Below are 7,289 nucleotides of genomic sequence, written 5' to 3'. Positions count from 1 at the left end.
CAATACCGCTGATGCTGAAACGCATACGTCGGCAACCCAACCCGACCAACCACACCCCCCGCCAGCAACACCCCCCAATCCACACCCACCCCAACCACATGCACCCGCGCCAAAAACCCCACAAACCACACCACCTCATCAACCCCACGACGACCCGCCGCCGACACCGTGGACTTTGCTTCGAGTTCCGGCATCTCGGCGAGGGATTCCCGAGTCATGGCCGCAAGCACCGCCTCCGGGCCGATCTCCAGGAACCGCCGCACACCTGCCGAGCCGAGAGCGTTTACTCCCGGAGCGAACCGCACGCACCCCCGCACTTGCTCGACCCAATAGGCCGGCTCGGTCAACTCTTCCCCGGCGATCGCGCCGGAGAGGTTCGACACAATGGGCACATTCGGCAGGTTGTAGCTCAATTCTTCAGCTATCGAACGGAATTCGGCCAGCATCGGCTCCATTCGGGCGGAATGGAACGCATGGCTGACCCGCAGCCGGGACGTCTTGTGGCCCTGCCCGACCATGAGGCGCTCCACCTCATCGATGGCGTCCTCGTCACCGGAGATCACCACCGAGGTGGGACCGTTGACCGCCGCGATCGAGACCTTGTCGCCGTATCCGGCGATGACTTCCCGCGCCTCGTCCTCCGTGACGGCGACCGCGAGCATCGCGCCGCCCTCCGGCAACGCCCCCATCAACCGACCACGCGCCGCCACCAACACACACGCATCCTCCAGCGACCACACCCCCGCCACATACGCGGCGACAAGCTCACCGATCGAATGCCCCATCACCACATCCGGTGTCACACCGAACGACTCCACCAACCGGAACAACGCCACCTCGAACGCGAACAACGCAGGCTGCGTCCACTCCGTCCGATCCAACAGCGCGGCGTCCTCGGCGAAGACCAGATCTTTCAGCGAGCGGCCGAGCAGCGGTTCGAACTGGGTGCACACCTCGTCGAACGCCGACGCAAACGCCTCGAACTCCGCGTACAACCTCGCACCCATCCCCGCTCGTTGCGCACCCTGCCCGGTGAACAGGAACGCAGTCTTGCCCGAACCCGCTGTGCCCTCGATCGTGCCCGGCGAACCAGCCGCCAAATCGGCCAGACCGGCCACCAGCTCGTCCCGATCGCGACCGACGACGGCTCCGCGCCAGTCGAGCTGGGCGCGGGCGTTCACCAGCGAATAGGCGACGTCTGCCAGGTCTCGTTCCGGCCCATCGAGCAGCCATTGCCGCAACCTGTCCGCCTGCGCCCGCAAACCGGCCTCACTCGTCGCCGACACCAGCAACGGCACGGCCGCGGAGGTGCGGGGCCGGTCTGTGTGCGCGGGCTGCGATGTCGGAACTCGACGGGCAGGTGCTTCTTCGAGGATGGCGTGTGCGTTGGTACCGCTGATGGCGAACGAGGACACCCCCGCCCGACGCACCCGCTCACCGGCAGGCCAGGGCTCCGCCTCGGTCAGCAACCGCACCGACCCCGCCGACCAATCCACATGCGGCGACGGCGCATCCACGTGCAACGTCTTCGGCAACATCTCATGCCGCAACGCCTGCACCATCTTCATCACGCCGCCGACGCCTGCCGCAGCCACGGTGTGTCCGATATTCGACTTGATCGACCCGATCCGCAGCGGTGGCCCTACACGGTCCTGCCCGTAGACGCCGATCAGCGCCTGTGCCTCGATCGGATCACCCAATGTCGTTCCGGTACCGTGCGCCTCGACCGCGTCGACGTCCGACGGCTCGAGTCCGGCATTGGCCAACGCCGCCGCGATCACCCGTTCCTGGGAAGGACCGTTCGGCGCGGTCAAACCGTTGCTCGCGCCGTCCTGGTTCACAGCCGTCCCGCGTACGAGGGCGAGGACGTTGTGGCCCAGGCGCCGGGCGTCGGACAGGCGCTCCAGCACAAGCACGCCGACGCCCTCGGAGAAGGCGACGCCGTCGGCCGCGGCGGAGAACGACTTGCAGCGTCCATCGGGCGAGAGACCGCGCTGCCGCGCGAAATCAACGTAGAGGTACGGAGTGGCTGCGACCGTCACGCCGCCGGCCAGCGCCAACGAGCTCTCCCCCTGTCGCAGTGCTTGGCAAGCCAGGTGCAGAGAGACCAGGGACGACGAGCACGCGGTGTCCACGGTGACGGACGGCCCTTCGAGGCCGAAGACATAAGACAACCGGCCGGAGATCACGCTGTGCGTGGTGCCGGTAAGCCGGTAGCCCTCCAGATCGCCGGTCACTCGATCGACGTAGCCCGAGGTGGACGCTCCTGCGAACACTCCAGTGTCGCTGCCGCGCAGCGAAATCGGGTCGATACCCGCGTCCTCGAAAGCCTCCCAGGAAGCTTCCAGCAACAGACGTTGCTGCGGGTCCATCGCGGACGCCTCCCGCGGGCTGATGCCGAAGAAGCCGGCGTCGAAATCGCCTGCGTTGTAGAGGAATCCGCCGTGACGGGCATAGACGGTGCCGGGCTTGTCCGGATTGGGATCGAACAGCCGCTCCAGGTCCCAGCCACGATCCGACGGGAACTCGCCGATCGCGTCGGTTCCGGACGCGAGGAGGTCCCACAGCGCATCCGGGGATTCGACCCCTCCGGGGAACCGGCAGCTCATCCCCACGATGGCGATCGGCTCGTCGGCCCGAACCCGGCGCGGAGCCTTCTTGACAGGGGCGCCGACCGTTGTCGGCTCGACTCGGGACTGCACCAGCTTCGCCACCGCCGCCGCGGTCGGGTAGTCGAATACCAAGGTCGACGGCAACTGGAGACCGGTGGCCTTCGCCAGCCTGTTACGGAACTCCACGCCGCCCAGGGAATCGAATCCGACCTCGTCGAAGCGCTGATCGGGCCGAATGTCCTCCGCCGAGTCATGCCCCAGCACCGCCGCAGCCTGCGCCAGTACCACCTCGAGCACCACCTCGCCGCGTCGCGCCTCCGGCACCTGTGCCAGCCGGGCGCTCAACGCACCCGCTGCCGCGAGTCCCGCCGACGGGTCCGCCGCGGCCTGCGCCGGGCGCGCCGCCCGCCGCACGAATCCGCGCAGCACCGCGGGAACCGCAGCGGGCTCGGACTCGCGGCGCAGCGCGCTCGCGTCGAACCTGAGCGGAGCCAGCCGGGCGTCGGCGCGAGCGACGGCGTTGTCGAAAAGCCGCACGCCCTCGCCGTCGTCGAGCCGGCCGAGACCGAGCCGATCAAAGCGCGCGAGCGCGGCGCGGTCCAGACCACCGGTCATCCCGCTGCCCTGGTGCCACGGCCCCCACGCCAGCGACGTCGCGGGCAGCCCGGCAGCCTGGCGCCGCTGCGCCAGCGCGTCCAGGAATCCGTTCGCCGCGGCGTAGTTTCCTTGCCCGGATGTCCCGAGCACCGCCGCGATCGACGAGAACACCACGAACGCCGACAAGTCACGGTCACGGGTCAGTTCGTCCAGATGCCACGCGCCGTCGACCTTCGGCGCCAACACCCGATCCACTTGTTCGCCGGTCAACGACTCGATGGTGCCGTCGTCGAGAACCCCTGCGGTATGCACGACGGCGGTCAATCCGACGTCGGGATCGACGGTGTCCAACAGGTTCCGCACCGCGTCGCGGTCGGCGACGTCGCACGCGACTACCCGGGCCTCGGCCCCCGCCCGCGCCAGTTCGGCGACCAGCTCGGCGGCACCGGCCGCCTCGGGGCCCCGCCGCGATGTCAGCACCAGCCGGCGCACGCCGTGGTCGACGACGAGGTGGCGGGCGAACAACGCACCGAGTCCGCCGGTGCCGCCGGTGATCAGCACCGTCCCGTCCCCGAACGACGGCGGCACGCCGGTGTCGTCCGAAGCGGATGCGCGCGTCAGCCTGGGAACCAAAACCTCCGCACCGCGCACTGCGGCTTGTGGCTCGCCTGTCCGCAGCACGGCGGCGATCCGGTCGGCGTCGAGCGGCCTGGCCGGGTCCTCGTCAACAAGGATGAACCGTTCCGGATGTTCGGACTGTGCACTGCGGACCAGTCCCCACACCGCCGCGGCAGCCAGCTGCGGAGCCTCGCCGGGCAGCCCTGCGCCACCCGTCGTGACCACGACCATCCGGACACCGGACACGCGTTCTTCGGCAAGCCAGGATTTCAGCGTCGCCAGCGTGCCGTGCACCGTCGCCCGAACCTTTTCCGGATCGTCGGCGGACGACTCGATAGCGAACGGCTCGGTCGCCCGCCACACCAGCACACCGGGAATACCTTCGGCCGCAACAACCTCGGCGACCGACGGGTAGCATGCCTCGATACCCTGCACGGGTGTGTCCGCGAGCACAGCCATCGGCGGCACGGGGCGGTCGACCGGTGCTATCGCGGTGCGCTCCCAGCGCACCTGGTACAGGTTCGCCTCATCACCGGACAGGCTGGCCCGGAATTCCTTGACGTCGTACGGGCGCATCACGACCGCGTCGATGGACACGATCGGATTGCCATCCGGATCGACAGTCGCGACGGACACGGTCTCCGCTCCGGTCGCGATCCCGATGACCCGAAGCGACGTCACTTCGGCAGGCCACTGTCCGCCGTCTGTCGTCGGCTTGTGGAATCGCGCGCCGCCCCACCGGAACAGCAGCCTGCCTGCGTCCGGATCCTCATCCATGTCGCGCCACGCCAACCGGGCCAGGACGGTGTGCATCACCAGATCCAGCAGCGCCGGGTGCAGGTCGAAGCGTCCCGGCTCCGACGCCGCGTCGGTGTCCAGTGCGATCTCCGAGAAAACGGTGTCGTCGCGTTGCCACGCGGCGCGGACGCCGATGAACGCAGGACCGTATTCGAGTCCGGAGCCCTTCGCGATCTGCTCCGGAATCCCTCTGCTGTCAATGGGCTCGGCATCGACCGGCGGCCATTCCTCGTCCCGCAACCGCGACAACAACGCCGAATCACCCTGCCATTCGGCCGCGAGCGCGCCGGTAGCATTGTGGGTCCACTCGTCCTCGCCCGACTTGCGGAAGTAGAACTCGAACTGGCGTCGTCCGCTCTCGTCCGGTGCCTGGACCAACACCTGTAGCTCGACCTCGTCGTTGTCGGTCGGCAGGATCGGCGCCTGCAGTGTGAGCTCCTCGACCACCCCGCAACCGATCCGGCCGCCCGCGACGAGGAGGAATTCGATCAGTGTCGCGCTCGGCACGACCACTACGCCGTAAGTCATGTGGTCGGCGATCCACGGATGGGTGCGCAACGAGAACCGGCCGGTGAACAACCACTCGTCGGTACCCGCCAACCCGACCACCCCCGTCAAAATCGGATGATCCGTCAACGACGGCGACGCGTCGACGCCGCCCGACCGCAACCAGAAACGCCGATGCTGGAACGCGTACGTCGGCAACGAGACCCGACGCAGTGGGCGACCCGCGAACAACGGATCCCAATCCACCCGCGTACCCGCGACATGAACCTGCGCCAGCGACGTGACGAACTGCGCCACCTCATCGGCTGACCGGCGTGAAACCGCCGCCACTGACGACGCCGACTCGATCTCCGGGTTCTCGGCCAGACACCCACGCGTCATCGCCGCCAGCACCGCATCCGGTCCCACCTCGACAAAACGCCGCACACCTCCCGCAAGGAGGGCGTCCACACCCGGCGCGAACCGCACACATCCACGCACCTGCCGCACCCAGTACTCCGGATCGGTCATCGCATCACCGGCGAACTCACCGGACACGTTCGACACGATCGGCAATGTCGGTGACTGATAGGCGACACCCGCGGCCACCGACCGGAACTCAGCCAACATCGGATCCATCCGCGCCGAGTGAAAGGCGTGACTGACCCGCAACCGATTCGTCTTGACCCCTTCACCGGACAACCGCCGCTCGATCTCCTCGATGGCGTCGGTGTCCCCGGCCAACACCGTCGAGGACGGACCGTTCACCGCGGCAATCGACACCCGATCGCCGAAACCGGCAACGACATCCGCTGCTCGTGCTTCGCCGGTCGCCACAGCGAGCATCGCGCCGCCCACCGGCAACGCACCCATCAACCGACCACGCGCCGCCACCAAGGTGCAAGCATCCGCAAGTGACCACACACCAGCCACATACGCAGCCGCCAACTCCCCGATCGAATGCCCGATCACCACATCCGGCGTCACACCGAACGACTCCACCAGCCGGAACAACGCCACCTCGAACGCGAACAACGCGGGCTGGGTGAACTCCGTCCGATCCAACAACCCCTCGGCGTCCCCGGCCGGGTCAGCGAACATCAACTCCCGCAACGACCGCCCCAGCAAGGGATCGAACTGGGCGCACACCTCATCCAACACTGACGCGAACACGTCGAAGGCCGCGTACAAACCCGCACCCATACCCACACGCTGCGCCCCCTGGCCCGTAAACAGGAACGCTGTCTTATCGGAACCCGCTTTCGCCTGGATCGCGCTTGGCGAACCCGCCGCCACATCGGCCAGACCGGCCAGCAACTCCGCCCGGTCCCGCCCCACGACCACACCGCGCCAGTCCAACAGTGCCCGCGACGTCGCCAAAGAATGCGCCACATCCCACACGTTCGCGTCGGGATCGCCGATCAGCCACTCCCGCAAACGAACCGCCTGGGCGCGGAGCGCTTCGTCGGACTTGGCCGATATCAACAGCGGAACGAAATGTGATGCCGCGTCAGAAGATTGTTGGGCAGGCGCGATGGGCGTCGCAGCCGCCACCTGATCAGCCTGCCCCGGAGCGCTCTTGTCCGGGGACTCACCTCCCGCCTGGGCGGCGACCGGATCGGCGGGCGCCTCCTCCACAATCACGTGCGCGTTGGTGCCGCTGACCCCGAACGATGACACACCCGCGCGCCGCACCCGCTCACCCGCAGGCCACGGCTCACTCTCCTGAAGCAGCCGCACCGTACCCGCGGACCAATCCACATGAGGGGTGGGCGCATCCACGTGCAGCGTCTTCGGTAGAACGCCGTGCCGCATAGCCTCGATCATTTTGATCACGCCACCGACACCCGCCGCAGCCGAAGTGTGACCGACATTGGACTTGAGCGATCCCAGACGCAACGGCCCGCTCTCCCGCCGTGCACCATAAACGTTGATCAACGCCCGTGCCTCGATCGGATCCCCGAGCATCGTGCCCGTGCCGTGCGCCTCCACCGCGTCGACATCCGACGGATCCAGACCGGCATTGGCCAACGCCTGCGCGACGACGCGTTCCTGCGACGGACCGTTCGGCGCCGTCAGCCCGTTGCTCGCGCCGTCCTGGTTGACCGCGCTGCCGCGCACCACCGCCAGCACAGTGTGCCCGAGCCGCTGTGCGTCCGATAATCGCTCCAACACCAG

The 7,289-nt window shown here is 68.0% G+C and carries 1 protein-coding gene; it reads right to left on the bottom strand.

The annotated features are described in order from the left end of the window. On the bottom strand, positions 1-7,289 hold a 7,289-nt coding region (locus tag AB0H00_RS31675), incomplete at both ends, for a type I polyketide synthase (RefSeq protein ID WP_357273567.1).

Source organism: Nocardia sp. NPDC023852, assembly GCF_040639505.1.
Taxonomy (GTDB): Bacteria; Actinomycetota; Actinomycetes; order Mycobacteriales; family Mycobacteriaceae; genus Nocardia.
This window is presented reverse-complemented; position numbering and strand designations above follow the sequence as displayed.